The organism is Syntrophaceae bacterium (assembly GCA_013177825.1).
Lineage (GTDB): Bacteria > Desulfobacterota > Syntrophia > Syntrophales > PHBD01 > PHBD01.
This window is the reverse complement of sequence record JABLXX010000005.1, coordinates 300976-318037: the sequence shown is the minus strand read 5'-3', so window position 1 is coordinate 318037 and position 17062 is coordinate 300976. Positions and strand designations below refer to the sequence as shown.

At 55.5% G+C, this 17062-nt stretch carries 16 protein-coding genes and 2 tRNA genes; 11 read left to right on the top strand and 7 right to left on the bottom strand.

Annotated elements, in window-relative coordinates:
- The first annotated feature begins 14 nt into the window (after positions 1 to 14).
- The 8 genes from amrB (at position 15) to HPY65_12445 (ending at position 7212) form a co-directional block, all read left to right on the top strand.
- Positions 15 to 845, top strand: coding sequence for an AmmeMemoRadiSam system protein B (gene amrB / locus HPY65_12480; GenBank protein NPU85287.1), 831 nt, complete (start codon positions 15 to 17; stop codon positions 843 to 845).
- A 49-nt stretch (positions 846 to 894) separates the two neighbouring features.
- On the top strand, positions 895 to 1443 hold the full coding sequence (gene amrA, locus HPY65_12475) for an AmmeMemoRadiSam system protein A (protein ID NPU85286.1): 549 nt from the start codon (positions 895 to 897) through the stop codon (positions 1441 to 1443).
- 163 nt (positions 1444 to 1606) lie between these two features.
- On the top strand, positions 1607 to 2617 hold the full coding sequence (gene gap / locus HPY65_12470; GenBank protein ID NPU85285.1) for a type I glyceraldehyde-3-phosphate dehydrogenase: 1011 nt from the start codon (positions 1607 to 1609) through the stop codon (positions 2615 to 2617).
- A gap of 9 nt (positions 2618 to 2626) precedes the next feature.
- Positions 2627 to 3385 carry a triose-phosphate isomerase gene (locus tag HPY65_12465; protein NPU85284.1) on the top strand — a complete coding sequence of 253 codons (759 nt, stop codon included), beginning with the start codon at positions 2627 to 2629 and terminating at the stop codon, positions 3383 to 3385.
- Positions 3386 to 3400: 15 nt separating this feature from the next.
- On the top strand, positions 3401 to 3772 hold the full coding sequence (secG, locus tag HPY65_12460; protein NPU85283.1) for a preprotein translocase subunit SecG: 372 nt from the start codon (positions 3401 to 3403) through the stop codon (positions 3770 to 3772).
- A 128-nt stretch (positions 3773 to 3900) separates the two neighbouring features.
- Positions 3901 to 3987 (top strand) — tRNA-Leu (locus HPY65_12455).
- 236 nt (positions 3988 to 4223) lie between these two features.
- On the top strand, positions 4224 to 5324 hold the full coding sequence (locus HPY65_12450; protein NPU85282.1) for an AAA domain-containing protein: 1101 nt from the start codon (positions 4224 to 4226) through the stop codon (positions 5322 to 5324).
- 301 nt (positions 5325 to 5625) lie between these two features.
- Entirely contained in the window at positions 5626 to 7212 is a 1587-nt protein-coding gene (locus HPY65_12445) for a hypothetical protein (protein ID NPU85281.1), read from the top strand.
- A gap of 129 nt (positions 7213 to 7341) precedes the next feature.
- Here the strand turns inward: HPY65_12445 and HPY65_12440 are convergent, their stop codons facing one another.
- The 6 genes from HPY65_12440 to HPY65_12415 form a co-directional block, all read right to left on the bottom strand.
- Complete coding sequence (locus HPY65_12440) at positions 7342 to 7563, bottom strand: hypothetical protein (GenBank protein NPU85280.1); 222 nt, start codon at positions 7561 to 7563, stop codon at positions 7342 to 7344.
- Between the two features lie 97 nt (positions 7564 to 7660).
- Positions 7661 to 9589 carry a hypothetical protein gene (locus tag HPY65_12435; GenBank protein ID NPU85279.1) on the bottom strand — a complete coding sequence of 643 codons (1929 nt, stop codon included), beginning with the start codon at positions 9587 to 9589 and terminating at the stop codon, positions 7661 to 7663.
- A gap of 11 nt (positions 9590 to 9600) precedes the next feature.
- Positions 9601 to 10119: a prepilin-type N-terminal cleavage/methylation domain-containing protein gene (locus HPY65_12430; GenBank protein NPU85278.1), complete on the bottom strand. Its 519-nt coding sequence runs from the start codon at positions 10117 to 10119 to the stop codon at positions 9601 to 9603.
- Positions 10120 to 10147: 28 nt separating this feature from the next.
- The gene (locus HPY65_12425; GenBank protein ID NPU85277.1) at positions 10148 to 10816 is read right to left on the bottom strand and encodes a prepilin-type N-terminal cleavage/methylation domain-containing protein; all 669 of its coding nucleotides are present in this window, start codon (positions 10814 to 10816) and stop codon (positions 10148 to 10150) included.
- Positions 10806 to 11264, bottom strand: coding sequence for a prepilin-type N-terminal cleavage/methylation domain-containing protein (locus HPY65_12420; protein ID NPU85276.1), 459 nt, complete (start codon positions 11262 to 11264; stop codon positions 10806 to 10808). The genes HPY65_12425 and HPY65_12420 overlap by 11 nt, the downstream gene beginning before the upstream one ends.
- Positions 11242 to 11664, bottom strand: coding sequence for a hypothetical protein (locus HPY65_12415; GenBank protein NPU85275.1), 423 nt, complete (start codon positions 11662 to 11664; stop codon positions 11242 to 11244). Before HPY65_12415 ends, HPY65_12420 begins: the two co-directional genes overlap by 23 nt.
- A 438-nt stretch (positions 11665 to 12102) precedes the next feature.
- Between HPY65_12415 and HPY65_12410 the strand changes: the two genes are divergently transcribed.
- From HPY65_12410 to HPY65_12400, 3 genes are all read left to right on the top strand, one after another.
- Positions 12103 to 12178 (top strand) — tRNA-Glu (locus HPY65_12410).
- A gap of 613 nt (positions 12179 to 12791) precedes the next feature.
- The gene (locus HPY65_12405; protein ID NPU85274.1) at positions 12792 to 14711 is read left to right on the top strand and encodes an FAD-dependent oxidoreductase; all 1920 of its coding nucleotides are present in this window, start codon (positions 12792 to 12794) and stop codon (positions 14709 to 14711) included.
- A gap of 32 nt (positions 14712 to 14743) precedes the next feature.
- The gene (locus tag HPY65_12400; protein NPU85273.1) at positions 14744 to 15643 is read left to right on the top strand and encodes a gluconolactonase; all 900 of its coding nucleotides are present in this window, start codon (positions 14744 to 14746) and stop codon (positions 15641 to 15643) included.
- 204 nt (positions 15644 to 15847) lie between these two features.
- Here HPY65_12400 and HPY65_12395 read toward each other — a convergent pair whose 3' ends face one another.
- A complete protein-coding gene (locus tag HPY65_12395; protein ID NPU85272.1) occupies positions 15848 to 16945 on the bottom strand; it encodes a hypothetical protein in 1098 nt (365 codons plus the stop codon).
- Positions 16946 to 17062 lie beyond the last annotated feature (117 nt).

Sequence of the window (17062 nt, the reverse complement as noted above, 5' to 3'; positions counted from 1 at the left end):
GGGGGGCGATAGCCATGAGAAAAGAGATCCGGCGGTCGATCCTGGCCGGTACCTGGTACCCCGGCCGGCCCGAGACGTTGCGGGGAGATATCGAAACGTACTTCCGGAACGTCCCCGACCGGGAGATTCCGGGTCGCGTCATCGGCATCGTGGCCCCGCACGCGGGCTATGTCTATTCCGGCCAGGTTGCGGCCCATGCCTACAAACTGGTCCGGAATGTGTCCTATGAGAAGGTGATCGTTATTTCCCCCTCCCACCGCATGCACTTTGACGGCGTTGCAATCTGGCGGGGGAGCGGTTATGAGACCCCTCTTGGCGTGGTGCCGGTGGACCAGGAACTGGCGGAGGCGCTCCTGGCCGCGGACGGCCCGGTCGCCGAGATCCCCGCCGCCCATGCGCAGGAGCACTCCCTGGAGATTCAGCTCCCCTTTCTGCAGGAGACCCTCGGGGAGTTCTCGTTCGTGCCGCTGGTCATGGGAACCCAGGACGAGCGGACATGCCGGCTGCTGGCGGAGGTGATCGCCGGAGCCGTCGCAGGACGGCGGACGCTCGTCGTGGGCAGCTCCGACCTCTCGCATTTTCACTCGCACAGCGAGGCCGTCCGTCTCGATTCCGTCGTGCTCGATCACCTGAAGAACTTCAGCCCGGACGGGCTGCTCCGGGACCTGGCACGCCGAAACTGCGAGGCCTGCGGCGGCGGACCGGCGGCGGCGACGATGATGGCGGCCCGGGCCCTGGGGGCGGACCGGGCGGAGCTTCTGAAATACGCCAATTCGGGGGACGTGACGGGAGACCGGCGGGAGGTGGTGGGATACGCCTCGGCGGTCTTCTATGCCGCTTCTTGAGTCGTTACGGACAAGGATCTCCGGCAAGTCCCCGGAAAGCAGGAAAGCCATGGAACTGACGGAAAAAGAAAAGCAGGAGCTCCTCGACCTGGCCCTGTCGGCCATCAAGACCGGACTGGAGGGGAAAGCACCGCCCGGGATGAAGGAAACAACCCCGATCCTCCGGGAGAAGCGGGGTGCCTTTGTGACCCTTAAAAAGCGGGGACAGCTCCGGGGATGCATCGGCTACATCCAGCCGGTCAAGCCGCTGTACGAGACGATCGAGCGGATGGCCCTGGCGGCCGCCTTCGAGGATCCCCGCTTTCCAGCCCTCCGGAAGGAGGAGTTGAAGGACCTGTCCGTGGAGATCTCCGTCCTGACCCCGCTCAGGGAGATTCAGGATGTAGGGGAAATCCGGGTCGGCGTCCACGGGCTTTTCATCGTCCGGGGGCCGCGGTCCGGTTTGCTCCTGCCCCAGGTAGCCGTGGAGTATGGATGGGATACCGAAACGTTCCTTAAGGAAACATGCCATAAAGCCGGTCTTTCTGCCGAAGCCTGGCGTGATGAAGCGACTCGAATTTACGTCTTTTCTGCGGAAATATTCGGTGATCTCGCGTAATATCCGTCAGTTATAAGCCGGGAAGAAACGGGTTGACTTGGCCGGTCTCGGCGGTTATCATCCGCCCGCCGGGCGAGAAAGGGCCGCTGGAAAACCCGGACGATTTCGATCCCGGTCCTTATCCGGATCGCCGGCAAATACGAGCACACAGAGAGGTACGATCATGGCGGTAAAGGCAGCGATCAACGGATTCGGCAGGGTCGGGCGTTACCTCATCCGGGCCTGTCTCGGGTATGAAAACGACATCGAAATCGTAGCGATCAATTCCCGGGCGAAGCCGGAGATTCTGGCTCATCTCCTGAAATACGATTCGGTTCACGGGAAATTTGGGGGCGATGTGGCCGTAGAAGGCAAAGACCTGGTGGTGAACGGCCGGAAGATCGTCATTACGAATGTCTCCTCTCCCTTGACGGATCTCCCCTGGAAGGAACTCGGCGTGGACATCGTCCTCGAATCGACGGGCAAGTTTCGCAAGAAGGACGAGGTTTCCGGACATCTGGCCGCCGGTGCGAAAAAGGTCATTCTCGCCGTTCCTGGGAAGGGGATCGACGGAACCTTCGTCATGGGCGTCAACGAGGCCTCCTATGATCCGGCGAAGCATCACATCATCTCCAACGCTTCCTGCACGACCAACTGTCTGGCCCCCGTGGTAAAGGTCCTTCACGACCGGTTCAAGATCAAACGGGGATTCATGACGACGGTCCACGCCTACACGATGGATCAGCGCCTGCTCGACGGCTCCCACAAGGACCTGCGGCGGGCCAGGGCGGCGGCCATGTCCATCGTTCCCACGACGACCGGCGCCGCCAAGGCGGTTACCGAGGTGATCCCGGACCTGAAAGGCAAGATGGACGGCCTGGCCATGCGCGTTCCCACCCCGAACGTCTCGGTGGTGGATTTCGTGGCGGAGTTGGGGCAGAACGTGACGGTCAACGAGGTGAACGAAGCTTTTAAGGAAGCCGCCGAAGGCCCGATGAAGGGAATTCTACTGTACTGCGAAGAGGAACTGGTCTCGGTGGATTTTACCAGCAGTTCCTACTCGTCCATTGTGGATGCCCCTCTGACGAGCGTCATCGACGGGAACTTCGTCAAGGTCTTCTCCTGGTACGACAACGAGAGCGGCTACGCGTGCCGCATGCGGGACCTGGCCATTCACGTCGGCAGAAAACTGTAAAGGGAAGAAATGCCAAGACCCTTGATCGCCGGGAACTGGAAGATGCACATGAACGTGGGCGAGGCTGTGGATTATGCCCGGCGGCTCCGGGAGCTGTTTCCGGAGTCCATCGACCGGGACATTGCGATCGCACCGCCGTTCACGGCCCTCTGGCCGGTTTCCCGGGTTCTGGCGGATTCTCCCGTCGGCGTGGGTGCCCAGAATGTCTGCGACGAGCCCAAGGGCGCTTTCACGGGTGAGATATCCGCCGGCATGCTGGCGGATGCGGGGTGCCGTTATGTCATTGTGGGTCACTCGGAGCGCCGCAAGATCTTCGGCGAGGAAGATTCACGGATCAACCGGAAACTGATCGCGGTCCTGAAGGCGGGATTGACTCCGATCCTTTGCGTCGGCGAGACCCTGGACCAGCGGGAAGCGGGAGATGCATTCTCCGTTATCGCCGGACAGATAAATGCGGGGTTGAAGAATTTGGATGCCGGTGATATAGGCCGGTGCATTGTCGCCTATGAGCCCGTCTGGGCCATCGGAACCGGGCGAACGGCCACGCCGGAACAGGCCGAAGAGGTTCATGCCTTCATCCGGTGCCGTGTCGCGGCGCTTTTTGGAGAGACGCAATCCGTCGATCTCACGATCCTCTACGGAGGAAGCGTCACGCCGGAGAACATAGACCGGCTGATGGAAAGCAAAGAGATAAACGGGGCCCTTGTGGGGGGGGCGAGTCTGAACATTGAGTCCTTCTCAAGGATCATTCGCTATCAACAAGGATAAAAGGAGCTTTCTTCCGTGCAAACCTTGATCAGTATCATTCACATCCTGATGTGCCTCGTTCTTATCGCCGTGGTGCTTCTCCAGGCGGGGAAGGGTGCCAATATGGGAGCCGCCTTCGGGGGATCGAGCCAGACCGTCTTCGGAAGCAGTGGACCGGGGACTTTCCTGAGCAAGATGACGACCGCCGTGGCCGTTATCTTTATGCTGACGTCCCTCGTGCTTTCCCATCCGACTTTCCAGGGAGCCAGCTCCGTCATGAAGGGCGGTGCCCGGCCCGCGGCGGAAAAAGCTCAGCCGGCCCCACAGCTTCCTGCAGCACCGGCTGCACAGGGAACGCAGGGACCCGCAGCACCGACGCCCGCTCCTGCCGCACCGGCCGCAAAGTAGCCGGGCTGCCTGTCTGCGAGCGGTTTTCGGGTTGACAAAAAACGCCGGACCCTGTAGTCTTGCGCCCCTGTAAGACAAAGGCTTCCGGGATGGTAACTTCCCGGAGAAGAAGCGAAAAAGAAGATCATGCCGAAGTGGTGGAACTTGGTAGACACGCTATCTTGAGGGGGTAGTGGGCCACGCCCGTCCGGGTTCAAATCCCGGCTTCGGCACCATGAATAAAGAAGGGGGACAGGTTAAAACCTGTCCCCCTTCTCATTTTTGGCTGCAGAATGGGGGACGGATTTCAAATCCGTCCCCCATTCTGCAGCGGAGTGTTTGGTCAACCCACGTCAAATTGTAACCTCTTGTTATCTGGTTTGTTATGATTGACATATGGGAATGATTTGCTTATGGTTTCCGTCAATAGAAGCAGGTTCCCATCACTAAGGATCGGTACAGGTGAACGTTTATGACAAAGGCATATTTCCCTGTTGATATCTTCCAGTATTTATCCGGCAAGGTCCTGGGTCAGGAGGATGTGCTCAGGAAGATCTCCGTGGCACTCTACAAGCACATTCAAGGCCTTCGGTTGGGAAGCGTGCTCCTGATCGGCAACAGCGGCACCGGCAAGACCACGATCATGAAGTCGATTCAGCAGTTTTACAAAGAACATGAAGGACTGGATCCGTTCAAAATCATGACCATCACCAATGCCAACATGCTGATGGATCAGGAGGGGACAATCAACACCATCCGGCTGTTCAAGAATCTTGAATCGGAAGTCCTGGCAGCGACAGGATTCAAGGCCACCGCAGAGGAAATGAAGGAATACATTGAAAACGCCACGGTCTGCATCGACGAGATCGACAAGATATCCTCCAAGATATCCGGCAAGATCAATCCGACGGGAATCAGCATTCAGCAATCTCTCCTGACCTTGCTGGAGGGTGAGACGATTCTCCTGGAAACGGGACTGTATGAAGAGGACGGCAAGCGCAAAGTGAAGCTGCCCATCGATACCTCCAGGATGCTGTTCATCTGTGGCGGCGCATTCGAGGAGCTCCACGATCAGGTTCACGACCTGATCGCCAGGCACGGCGATGAGAGGATGTTCAGGGAGACCGCGCAACTGGATGACCAGGGAGGCATCCGCTATAAAGTCCGTTTCAGCCTCAAGGAATCTCTCAAGCTTTCCGACCTGTTCACGTACGGGATGTACCCGCAGTTCATCTCTCGCTTCAGTACCATTGCCGTGCTGGACAATCTCCGCAAGACCGATTTGAAGCAGATCATGCTGCAGGCCGAGGATTCCCCGTTTCAATACGCCCGTGAATACTTCGAGTCCATGGGCATCGAGATACGGATCACAGACGATGCCCTTGACCTGATCGCTACCTACGCCCTGGATGATCTGCGCATCGGTGCGCGGGCCTTGCGGGAAGTTTTTGGGCGAATTATCGCTGATTATGAATTTAATCCATACCAGTCGGAAGGGATCACGAAAACCGGCGACGGCAAGCCTGTCCTGACCATTGACCGAAACACGGTGGCAAATCATTTAAACAGATAGAGCATTGCCGGTCATCCGGATTCCGAATCGGGAATCATGTCGGCCACTCTTGTGCCCTCCGGCGAGAACCATTCTTAAACCGTCGATCCCGGCCATGAAGCGTCCAGAATGAAGCATTCTTCTTAAAAAAAACACCTCGACTCTCGCCGCCATTTTCAGTACATTGCCGCCGATTAAACCACTTTCCTGACATTCCGCAAGCTTCCAGAGGAGGTTCGGTCCTATGGAATCCACCAAGTCGAATGAGGATGATTCATCCCGCCAGCCGGCGCAGTCGCAGCCCTCGAGGAAAGAGGTCTTTGTGACGAAAGAATCCGAAGTGTCCATGCAGGAATTATCGGACGCCTGCGAGAAAACCCTGCGGGAAAAGGGGTACGATCGGCGCAAGGAGGCCTCGACCGACTATCAGGGAATCGAGCGGCGCAAGGAGGAGTTCGACCGGCGAAAAAATGCCCCGACCGAATATGAGGGGCTCGACCGCCGTGTGGGATCTACAAAAGAATCAGGATTGTCCATGCAGGAATTATCGGACGCCTGCGAGAAAACCCTGCAGGAAAAGGGGTACGACCGGCGTAAGGAGGGGTATGACCGGCGGCAGGAGGGGGCCGACCGGCGTGAGGAGGGGTTCGACCGGCGCGAGGAGGGGTCCGACCGGCGTAAGGAGGCCCTGACCGACTATCAGGGAGTCGAGCGGCGCAAGGCGGGGTACGACCGGCGTCAGGAGGGGGCTGACCGGCGTCTGGCAGGGTTCGACCGGCGCGAGGAGGGGTTCGACCGGCGTGAGACCCTGGCCGAGACTTCGAAGATAAGAGGTCTGCTGGAAAGCAGAACATTCAAAATAAAGGCCGGCCTTGCCCTCCTTTTGATCGCTGTTGCGTTCTTTTTTGCCGTTCCGATACCGGGTTTGGGAATCATCAACGATAACGAGTATGTCGTAACGAAAGTTGAAGGCCGCGCCTACATGAAGTACCAGACCGAGTATACGGGCGATCAGGCAAAAGGCAAGGGACTCACTTTCCAAGTCGATGGAGAATGGACCCCGCTGAAGGAGGGCACCGTTATCGCCGCCGGATCCAGAATCATCATCGAGACGGGCTCCGACTCCACGGTCGATCTCCTGACGGATGAGGGGATGATCGTCCGGATTGCGAAAAACAGCACGGTCAGGCTGGAGGAAAAACCCAAAAAGACAAGCCGGATCCAGGGCTTTGTCGCCAAAGGCAAGATATTCGTAAACATCGTCTCGGCAAAGTTGAAGAGATTCAAAGACAAAACGATCTTCAAGATCGAGGTGTCGACCCCGAATGCAACATGCGGAGTTCGGGGAACAATCTTTTCCGTAGATCACCAACCCGATGCCGTCATCACCGATGTATCCGTGCTTACAGGCGTCTTGAACGTTACCGATCCGGAAACGGCCCAGGCGCAGACCTCCGCGGAATGGCACGAAGTCAAACAGGGGCAGGCGATTCAGTTGTTGAGAAATGAAAAGGCCGTGGAGATAAGAGAGCTGAGTGCCGCGGAAATGAAAATGCTTTCGGAAAGCGCCCCCTCGCTGGACGCCAATCATACGCTGTTTGAACGCTTCGAGCGGACTTGGCGGGAATTGCGGTGGTGGTTGTCACTCGTTGAGTACAGTCAGAAGACAAGGGCCGAGAATGAAATGGGCTCTATCATCATGTCCCTGTATCAGAAGGGAATTGTAGCGAGTGCAACATTTCCCGACCCCCTGCCCGACAAGAAGATACCGGGCGGAGATGTGAAAGATCCGTGGGGACACAGCTATCTCTATATTCGATATCGACCGGATGTGGCCCTTGTGATCTCCGCCGGGCCCGACGGGATATACAATACACCCGACGACCTGTACCGCTTCCTGTCCATCTGAAGCATCCCGGCATGAACTGCAGAAAAAAAAGGTGGGACGGATTTGAAATCCGTCCCACCTCGTATCGCAATAGCAACCGGTTTCATCCGGGAAATCCGCACCTTTCGGAAAACAGCATGCCCCCGATGCTTACCGGACGACAGTCTTCAGTCCCGGTGCGCCGGTCTTTCCCCCCCTTTTGTTCTTCTTGACAGTCTTCAGATTCTTTTTCTCTTTTGTCTCGACGGATGACGCCTGCCCTTTGGTGACCGCAGCGCCTTTGTCCGCGGGCGTCGTTGTCGTCGGTTGTGCGGATAGCGACGTCGTGAGAAGAAATGACAAGCTGATTGCTAGTACAATGAACCGTTTCATTCTGAACTACCTCCCTGATTCTGTTTATGCCTGCGAATGTTTTTATTCCATCAGGCCATTGTTCTTCGATACCCTGGTGCCGCCGGTCGCATCGTTCTTAGTAGGTATAGTAACCTGCGGACGGCGTTCCACCGCCACTGCCGGCGCCAAACAGAACACGGTATGCAAGATCATCATAGGCATACTGCATCGCTTCGGTTCCTTTCGCGACGATGCCGATCTCCGACGACCAGGATGAGCAGCTTGTCGGGTACGACCCGGTTGTCCATTTGTTCGTCCGGATGATGGCGTTCAATTCTTTGCCCGTTCCCAGGCGCCGCAGCGATGAATCGGCAGAGGTATTCAAGTAAGCCCACGTGACCAAAGTGAAATCGTCGTTTGCAGCATCCCAGGCCTGAACGTCGATCAGGGGGAATGGAGGGGTGAAGTTTGTTAGATCGTTTGGGAACAGGTCTTTCTCTCGCCGTGTGTCGTCCGTTGCCGTGGCGTTATAGGTCTGATGGTTATCCGTGTCGGCGTAAAAAGCCCAGATGTAATTGTCCCGGGAACGATAGAATGAAGGCGGCGTGTCCTGTAGCCAGTAGGTTGAATTTGGGGGACGAATGCGGCCTGGATTCGAGTTTTTAGATGTATGTTCAAGAATACACTGATATGTTACATTGTTATAGATTACCCAGTCACCAACATGGTATAAAATTCCAGATTGCCATGCAGGAACACTGGCGGCATCTCCCCAACCATTATATGTACTGTAATTCGTTCCGCCTACGGTTACAGGTGAAGTGAATGAACCGCTGACGTTGTTCAGAAGCAGGACCACTCTCCCGTCACTGTCGTTGATCTTCTTGATGATCGTTCCCGAGCCTGTTCCCCCGGTCACCTGGTCGCCGACGTTGATGTTGGGTGCGCTGCTTGCCGACAGTTTGATGGAAGCGGCTTCGATCACACGGGCCAGGAGCGTATTCCAGCGCTTCAGGAAGTCTTCATCATCGACCACGAAGTTGTTCACGCTCAACGGCATATAGGCGAGCCAGCGGCTTTGCTGCCCCGTGTTTGCTCCCCCGTCTCTCGAAAAGAGCATGATCGCCGGCTCATTCTCGCCCAAAGTTGACGGCCTCATATATTCGTCCGTGCCATCATTCGCCAGCGTCGAAGTGCGATAAAATGAAAGCCCATATGCAGTGGTCTGAGGGTTGAGTCCGACCATTCTGAAGAGGCCTCCCAGATTGAAAACATAGACAACATTTGCCCATCCGGAAAAATAATCCCCACCCGTGCATCCATGATTTCTATCATTACACAACAAATCATTTCCGCCCCAGTCTCGCACTACGGCGTCATAATTGTAATGCTGGCCAAGAACCCATGTGGCCGGAGCCCTGTCATGCTCTTCAGAAAGTTTCAATTGAACATCATAACTGAGATATTTTCCTGAATTGAGCCAAGCCTGGCAAAACGGATTCGTTGTCCATGTGGGGGCGCCATATGCTTCGGGGTATGAGTAAGGATTGTCGACATCCCCCTTGACCCCCGTGACTTTCACGGCCCCTTCATTTCCGTAATAATTTCCGAGTGTGAAAGTACCCGTGGAATTTCCGGTGCCTCCTGCGATGGTCCCCGTTGGAACGGCCGTCGGCGCTCCGGTTCCCGAGCCTCCTCCCGATCCGCTTGACACGTACGTCAGCTTCCTCCGCACGGCCCAGACACCGCTTGCATCGGCGATGCCGGTGGATATGGTCGTTTTGACTCCCGTGCCGCTGTCCGTAGACTTGTTGATGACAAACTGGTCATTGCCGCTATTCAGGTTGACCGTGTAGGTCCCATCGGCCAGGAGAGCGCTCTGGTCGTAGCGGATTCCCGATTCGGCGAGCAACAGGGCCCGGTTTGCCTTGTTGGCGAACAGGCTGCCGAAGGTACCCGTTGTTGTCAGCAGGTACATGCTTGTGCCGAGCACTCCCATGATGATCATCGTGATGATCAGGACGATCAGCGCGCTTCCATCCTGCGAAATCTTTCCGTTTTTCATGGTTTTAAACCTCAGTTTCTGACGAATGCCCTGCCTGTGAAAGTGCTCGTTATGCCGTCCGCGCCGGTGACCGTGAAGGAGATTCCGATCAGGACCGTGTCGGTCTGGCTGTAGGGACGTGTTAACACCGTGTCGTCATACGAGTTAAAATATTGAAGCGTCAAGTTCTGCACGTTTTCGATCAGGGGCTGGTTGTTCATCATAATGGGTTTCACGAAGCTGCCGGAGTTGCCTCCCGTCCAGCTGATCGTTCTTCCCGCGGCGGCGGGCGTGTTGAAGGTTATTGATGTCGAGCCGCTCGATGTGCCGCTGCGGATCAGGGTCAGTTCCTTGACCATGCGGGCCATGGCGACTTGAGACACCTGGGCGGTCTCTCCGGCCTTTTGCGCAAATAGATACTGCTTCGTGATTTCAACGATTCCCAAGCCCGCCATAGCCGCGATGATCGTGATCAGCACGAGGGTGGCGATCACTTCGATGAGGGTGAATCCGCGGGCGTCCAATCTCTTGTTCCTGGCATTTTTTATCACGTCGCACCTGCTCGGCTTATGATGAGGGTTAGAGTTCTCCTGTAAAAATCGAGGTCAATCTCTCGTTGCCGCTCGTCTGGATGGTCACTTTCAAAAATCCCGTCGCGGTTGCGCTTGCCGTGTCCCAGCTGACGTTCGGGTCGATATAGCGATTGTTCAGGATCGTGTATTGCATGCCCGTCGACGGATCATTGTTGTAATAAACGGTTTGACCTTCTCCGCTGACGTTGGCCATTCCCCCGGCAATCCTTTCCCTAAGTTCTACCAGGGGCATGATCGGGTTGGGGTTGGCAGGTGTACCGGCTGTCGGTCGCCAGGTACAACCCGTGCCGACGTCGGATGATTCACTTATGGGGGTGGTGTGATCCCAGGTCGAGGGTTCCGCCGTGCCGCTCGTGCAGGCGGTCTTGGGCTGGTAGAAGTAGCCGTCCCTTCGGATCGGGGTGACGCGGCTACCCAATATATAGGCCGTGTTCGGCTTCCATCGGGGGTAGCCCTGGTAATCCGCCGTTATCCTTTCCATGATCGCGTGAATATTGTTGGCGGATTGGGACCACTGGATCGCGGTCGGGCTGCCGGTGTTAGCTTTCGATGCCGAATAGGTGAAAAGCATCGTCGCCACGACTGCGATGATCACCAGGGAAATAATGGTTTCTACCAGGGTAAAGCCTTTTTCCCGTCTCCTGTCATGATTCATAAGCATACCCCGTTTCACTAATGAGATTGATCGTTTTCGATCCGCTGCCGCTCTTTGTCAGGGTTGTCGACGTGGAACTTCCCGTTGCCAGTCCGCCCCATTCGGTGAAGTTGAAGGCACCTCCCGACGAACTGACCCCGCCGCTGAATGCGTGGGTCGAAGTATTCTCCCCCGGCAGAAGGGGAACGTTTCCGGACCCGCCGGTTCGGACAAGGGTGTAGCCGGTGCCCGTCACGGTGATGCCGTATGTGACGGTATTGTCCGATGCGATAGACAACTGCTGTGTGTAGCGCAGGGCAGCCTTCAGGTTGTTTATCTCCGCTCTCAGGTTGGATTGATCGGTGCCTACGCTGTTCATCACGATAGCAAACAGGATTGCCATGACCAGCATCGTGACAACCAGTTCAATCAGGGAGAAGCCGGCATTATGACTTTTGGTGCATCGCATGGTTCAAGATCTCTCCTTGGCTGAAAAGCTTTGTGATTTGCAGTTTATTTGTAAAAAGGGAACTGCCGACAAGAACGATCGGCGTAGCGAAAAGAACGGTGTACATGATGGTGAGGGGAAGGGCCGACGACAGGCTGATGAAAATTCCGTTGATGACCGTCAAGACAATGTGAAAGGCCACGTAAAACCGCACCAGGGTCATCCCGTGGCTCAAGTCCCTGTGGAGAACAATGCCGCAGGCCAGGAATGTCAATGCGCTTGCCAGCCATAAATACGGCTGAAATGAGATCCACCCCGAAAGCGTTGTTATGTACTTGATGCCCGAAAAACCGATCAGCATGAATGTCCCAATGATTGCATACATGAATCCGGCGATGAGGAAATGCCACACGAGATCCATAATGTGTCCCTCCGTCTGAAACGGCGGGGATTTGCTGTATGCAGCAGTCCGGTGTCTGGAGAAGAGATCCCGCATGTTCACGAAGCTTCCCTGCTGTTCCTGATTCACGGCCGCCATGACGCGTGCTGTAAAATCATCCGTTGCCTGAACGTCTGGCATTTTTTTTAGAAGACGAATGATGTGTTGATCGCTGTACATGATTCTCTTTTGTTCCGATTTTTAAAATGTATACAGCCCATGCCGCAGAAAAGTCACAGTTTTCATCCTGTGCCCTTAAACGGGCGCATAATTGTGATAGAAATCCCGATCATTTTCGATGACATGAAGAACGGTTCCTAGCGGACAGGTTGATTCTATCCCATTACGCCGCCGGTCGGGCAATTGTTCCTTGACAACCTCTGTCCATCCGGATATATGGCGCCTCTTACCGGACAGAACGTCCCCATCGTCTAGTGGCCTAGGACACCGGCCTTTCACGCCGGTAACCAGGGTTCGACTCCCTGTGGGGACGCCAATAATAAAGCCAATGGGTTGCGGATGTTTTTCGCAACCCATTCTTTTGGTTTTTTCTTACCTGTCCCCACACTCTCCCCTACATCCCGTGCCCCTCTCCTTTTGAAAAAGAATGGACCCGTTTTCGGGGGACAGGCCTACCGGGAGAAACCTCTCCTCAACAACACTCCCCATGCAATGGATGGGATCTGGATGTTGGTAATTTGCTTAATATTGTTAATGCTTGACTTTCTGAAAAAAACATGCATTCTTCAACCTATCGAATTTACTAATCTACTTGATTCACTCTCCGCAACCGTTCTGCTTCCATGAATCCGTTGACAGGTTGGATCCTTTACGGAAGAATGATCAATTGTTGAAATAGTCCAATAGTTTTTTCCTCCAAACAATCTCAATAACCAGAAACGTTCCGAACTGTGTCAGGAAAATACTGCTGGCCTTCGTTCGCGGCTGTATCCATGAGGATATAGTAATCCATTCTGAATTCCGGCGCTTTTTTACACGATTCCGGTCAAACTCAGGTCCAAGAATCATTATCATGTCCAACACGGAATAAACGAGTTTGGCAATAGAAACAGATATCTCAACGATTATAGGAAAGGAGGAGAGAGAGTATGTTTAAGAGATTGTTTAGTCCATTGAAGATAGGAAGTGTCGAGATTCCGAACAGACTCGTTGTATCTCCCATGGTTACCAATTATTGCAATCAAGATGGCACTGCAACCGAAAGGTACATCGCATATCATGAGGCTAAGGCAAAAGGGGGATGGGGGCTCATCATAACGGAGGATTATGCGGTTGATCCGTCAGGTAAAGGGTTTTCCTGCGTAGCCGGCTTGTGGAATGACAGCCAGCTCGCCAACCATGCCGAATTAACCAGGATCGTTCATCAGTACAAGAGCAAGATATTTGCACAAATATACCATTGTGGAAGACAGACAGCGAGTGCCATCACGGGTTGTCAGCCTCTGGCGCCCTCCCCGATCCCATGTCCGACCATGCAGGAGTTACCCAAGGAACTGCCGGTGGATGAGATAGAGAAGATCGTGGGGCAATTCGGTGATACGGCTTTAAGGGCAAAAAAAGCGGGATTCGACGGCGTCGAGATACATGGAGCCCATGGATACCTGATTTCAGAATTTATGTCTCCGTATTCGAACAAGAGAACGGATGAATATGGTGGACATCTTTTAAACAGGATGCGCTTCCCATTGAAGATTGTGTCCAATATCAGAGCGAAATGTGGAAAAGATTTCGGTGTCGGGTTCAGGATTTCCTGCGACGAGTTTGTCCCCGGCGGAAGAACAATCGAAGATACAAAAGCCATTGCTGTTATGTTGGAAGAGGCCGGGATTGATGTTTTGCATGTCTCGGCAGGCGTTTATGCGAGTGCAGATAAAATTGTTCCAGCTTCCTCCGTGCCGCATGGATGGCTTGCCGGCTATGCTGAAGAGGTAAAGAAAGCCGTCAGAATACCGGTTATCACGGTGGGTAGGATCAATGACCCATTTGTTGCGGAGTCTATCATTGCCAGCGGGAAAGCGGATTTTGTCGCCATGGGCAGGGCATCGCTCGCCGATCCCGAATTTCCGAAAAAGGCAGAGGCCGGGCTGTTCGATGAGATTCGCCCGTGCATAGCCTGTAATGAGGGTTGCATCGGGATATTGTTCATGGATCAACCCATCAAGTGCGTCTTGAATCCAATGCTCGGCAGAGAAGCAGAATGGATCATAAAACCCGCGGAGAAGGCGAAAAAGGTTGTGGTCATTGGAGGTGGCCCCGCCGGGATGGAAGCCGCGGCAACAGCTGCAAAAGCCGGTCATAAGGTCAGCCTGTTTGAAAAAGAAGCCAGGTTGGGCGGACTTTTTTACCTGGCGAGCGTGCCACCCAACAAGGGCGAAATCGGAAACTTTGTAGAATACCAGATCAAACAATTGGAGAAATTCAAAGTCAACGTCACGTTGAATGCCGATGTTACACCCGAATTGATCGATGAAGAAAAACCGGATGTCGTCATCAATGCAACGGGTGGCATCCCGGCAACGCCAGAGATTCCGGGTATTACAAAACCGAACGTCGTCAATGCGTATGACGTTCTCGCGGGGAAGGTCTTTGTCGGTGCCAGAGCGGTCGTAATCGGAGGCGGTATGGTAGGCGCCGAAACCGCCAATCATCTGGTCAACCACGGCAAGTCGGTTACACTGATCGAAATGCTCCCCGACATCGCCACGGAAATACAAGCCATAAACAGGAGCGCCCTGCTGCAGGATCTGGAAAGAGGCAAGGTGAAGATCCTTGTAAATACGACCGTTAAAGAGGTGCTGGTGGATGGGGTTCTCGTGGTCAGGGACAACGCCGCGGAATCGATAACCGCCGACACGGTGATTGTCGCTTCGGGTAGCATCCACGATGGCGGATTGGAGTCGAAACTCTCCGGCAAGCCGTATAAGGTTGTGTCAGTCGGCGATGCGGTCAAAGTCGGCAAAGTTATTGATGCAATCGAGGCAGGCTACCTTGCGGGGATGAACGCATAAATGCTCTAACCTTGAAAGGAGGTCTCCGAGTCATGACGACGCACAATTTTACCACATTGATTTCCGGCTATGATTATCTGGAGGCGCCCCGATGGCATAACGGCCGTCTGTGGATTTCGGACTTCTACACCCAGCAGGTGATCGCCGCCGACATGGATGGCAAGGTGGAGAAGATCGCCACGATCACCCAACAGCCGTCCGGCCTGGGCTGGCTGCCGGACGGCCGCCTGCTGATCGTCTCCATGCTCGACAAAAAACTGTTGCGGCGCGAACCGGACGGATCGCTTGCCGTGCACGCGGACCTGTCCGGCATTGCAGACGGCCCGTGCAATGACATGGTCGTCGATGGACAGGGCCGGGCTTATGTCGGCAACTTCGGATTCGACCTGATGGGTGGTGCCCCTCTCAAAACCGCCAAGCTTGCTCTCGTGGAACCCAACGGCAAAGTCAGCGTGGCGGCGGAAAACCTGTATTTCCCCAACGCAGTCATGATCACACCCGACGGCCGGACCCTGATCGTCAACGAAACCTTCGGCAACCGGATCTCGGCCTTTGACATCCAGGCCGACGGCACCCTGGGACCGAGGCGCGACTGGGCCGTCTTTGGCCCCCTTCCCAGGGGGCAGGAACTGGCGGAGGTGTTCCCCCAGGCCAAGGTGGCGCCCGACGGAGGAGCGATGGATGCCGAGGGAGCCGTGTGGATTGCCGATGCAATTGGCAACAGGGTGCTTCACGTGGCGGAAGGGGGCCTGGTGCTGGACGAAATTTCCACGGGGAATCTAGCCGTGTTTGCCTGTGCGCTGGGTGGACCCGACCGCCGGACGCTGTTCCTGTGCGTCGCTCCCGATTTCCAGGAACACCTGCGGAAAGGTGCCCGTGAGGCCGCCATCTGGGCCGTGAAAGTGACTGTGCGCGGTGCGGGGCGGCCCTGAAAACAATCTGGATGGATGAGGTTCAACCGGGTCAAGAGGGGCAATCACGCCCCTCTTGACCCTGGCGGTCTCTGGAAAGGACGACTGTATCTCACAGGGGTCCCCGTACAGGATAAAAAAACGGGGGCCGCCTTTCGGCTGACCCCGTCCGCAACGGTTGCTTCGGATGGTTATTTCGTCAATCGGATTGAATCCAGGAGACCGCTAAAATCTCACGTCATCGAAATTGATGTGCCCCCAGCCGCCGCCGGAGAAGTCGATCAGCCGGATCTGTGCCGATTGGCCCTGGTAGGTCCTGACGTCCCAGGTCATACGCTCCATCGTCTCCGTGCATCTTCCCGTTGCCCTCTGGACGATCTGGCCGTTTACGATGAGCTCGACCCGTTCTGTATTGATGTCGCACCCGCCGCCGATCAGAAAACTGATGGAGGGAGTGGCGATCGTGAACGGATCGGACGTCAGGGTTCCCTGGGGGCCGTCACCCTGAATGTGCCCGGGCGGATCGGAGGGGGAGTGCCGGTTTTCATAGCCGCCGATCCAGTAATCCCCCTGGTGAAGGGAAGGCTGGCCGCGATGACGGGCTGTCGGGTTGTCCCCGTAGGTCGGCTGAGTATTGAACGCGGTTCCGGTGCTCTGCCAGCCGTGCAGGTCGCCTGTCTCAAAATCCCAGGTTATGTTTCCGGCGGGAACATTCCTCTTCGGCTCAACGGGTCTGACGGCACCGTCATTCCGGCCTGCCGGCCGGGCGGAAACGGCAGCCGGTTGAGAATCACCGACGATGCCGAGTTTCAAGAGATCGGCGATGGTCACCGTTTTGGCGATGTCCCCGCGGGCGGATGCCGTTACCTTCGCGGTTTCCGTATCGATGGCCTTGCAGGATACGCGAATGCTGTCGCCGAACGGGGTGATGGTCCCGGTGACAATGATATCGGCTCCCGCCAGCTTGCCGATTTTCTTGATCGCATTGGGATCCATCAGGCCGGTCAGGGAGAGCTTCTGCTCTTCGAGGATGCGTTTCATGTGATTCCGGTCGAGGACATCGAAGTCGTGGGACTGCGAGGTCAGATTCCCGGAAATCTCTTCCGCGATGAATCTCCCCAGCTCGTTCACCCGTCCCTGAAGATCGGTGAAGTCGACCACCGCAATGGTCTTCTTGCCGGACTTCGCCATATCTGCGGCAAGGATGGATGAGAGGTTGGCAATCTCCCGCTCGTATGAGAGCGCCGGGAATGCCGGGAAAATGAAGACCATTGCGATCAGGAAGAACAGGATACGACGGCTGCCTTCGAAACGTTTTTTCATGGGTTCCGCTCCTGGGTTTTGGGTGGATTTGCTGCACCATATGAGAGCCGATGAAGATTGTCAATCGCATGAGGTGCAGGCAGAGAGCCCATTCGTAAACAACAACCCGATAGTAGT

Bases quoted from the DNA above. Each gene is read 5' to 3' on its own strand.
- HPY65_12440 (NPU85280.1), bottom strand. From the start codon at position 7,563: ATGAAACGGTTCATTGTACTAGCAATCAGCTTGTCATTTCTTCTCACG.
- HPY65_12420 (NPU85276.1), bottom strand. From the start codon at position 11,264: ATGCGATGCACCAAAAGTCATAATGCCGGCTTCTCCCTGATTGAACTG.
- gap (NPU85285.1), top strand. From the start codon at position 1,607: ATGGCGGTAAAGGCAGCGATCAACGGATTCGGCAGGGTCGGGCGTTAC.
- HPY65_12395 (NPU85272.1), bottom strand. From the start codon at position 16,945: ATGAAAAAACGTTTCGAAGGCAGCCGTCGTATCCTGTTCTTCCTGATC.
- HPY65_12450 (NPU85282.1), top strand. From the start codon at position 4,224: ATGACAAAGGCATATTTCCCTGTTGATATCTTCCAGTATTTATCCGGC.
- HPY65_12400 (NPU85273.1), top strand. From the start codon at position 14,744: ATGACGACGCACAATTTTACCACATTGATTTCCGGCTATGATTATCTG.
- HPY65_12465 (NPU85284.1), top strand. From the start codon at position 2,627: ATGCCAAGACCCTTGATCGCCGGGAACTGGAAGATGCACATGAACGTG.
- HPY65_12405 (NPU85274.1), top strand. From the start codon at position 12,792: ATGTTTAAGAGATTGTTTAGTCCATTGAAGATAGGAAGTGTCGAGATT.
- HPY65_12415 (NPU85275.1), bottom strand. From the start codon at position 11,664: ATGGATCTCGTGTGGCATTTCCTCATCGCCGGATTCATGTATGCAATC.
- HPY65_12425 (NPU85277.1), bottom strand. From the start codon at position 10,816: ATGAATCATGACAGGAGACGGGAAAAAGGCTTTACCCTGGTAGAAACC.
- amrA (NPU85286.1), top strand. From the start codon at position 895: ATGGAACTGACGGAAAAAGAAAAGCAGGAGCTCCTCGACCTGGCCCTG.
- HPY65_12435 (NPU85279.1), bottom strand. From the start codon at position 9,589: ATGAAAAACGGAAAGATTTCGCAGGATGGAAGCGCGCTGATCGTCCTG.
- amrB (NPU85287.1), top strand. From the start codon at position 15: ATGAGAAAAGAGATCCGGCGGTCGATCCTGGCCGGTACCTGGTACCCC.